This is a genomic window from Vibrio sp. 1249-1, assembly GCF_033340495.1.
The window spans coordinates 1-614 of the sequence record NZ_JAWOWJ010000771.1 but is presented as its reverse complement, the minus strand read 5'-3'; the positions used below and the strand labels follow the sequence as shown (position 1 = coordinate 614).

Sequence of the window (614 nt, the reverse complement as noted above, 5' to 3'; positions counted from 1 at the left end):
CTCCTAACTCGCCATACCACAGCAATTTGGCCGTGTTTACTTTACCGCCTTGAATGGCGGTCGATAGGTAATCCGTCAGATCTTGACCTAATGCCAAGGTTGGCAAGTAACGCCAAGTTTCACCAGCGTTGTAGAGATCCGCCTCAGCATAAAACGATAGGAATGGGCTTTGCTCTTTAGGGAAATCGAGTCGAAATGCGCCCAACACTTGAAGGTCCGGAGTCGCAGCCGTGACTTTATCCGACCACAAACGCCAACCTGTCTCATCTTGCTGCCAGATAATGTCGACTTCGCCTTGCTTGATGTTCAATGGGGCTTGGAATACATCCCCGTACGGGAAAACATCATCAATGACCGTGACTTTCGCTTTCGCTTGCTTCAAGTCACCCGCAACGCTGCCTTGCACATGTTGAAAGCCCGGCAACAGTTCCCATTGAGTCATAGCTAACTCATCGAGGTCTGCCGAATAACGCAGCGTATCTAAGCCACCATTCATGGCTAAACGAATGTCTTCAACACGACCTTTCGGCGCTAATTTATTGAGTAAGTCACTGGTTGATTCCGATTCCGGCGCGAGCTTAACGAGTGGAATCAGCGCCTCAATGTCGAGCTGA

The 614-nt window shown here is 49.8% G+C and carries 1 protein-coding gene; it reads right to left on the bottom strand.

Features of this window, described 5'->3' with window-relative positions:
* A partial coding sequence (locus R7Z50_RS28835; RefSeq protein WP_318149924.1) for a DUF3971 domain-containing protein occupies positions 1-614 on the bottom strand: 614 nt, incomplete at both ends.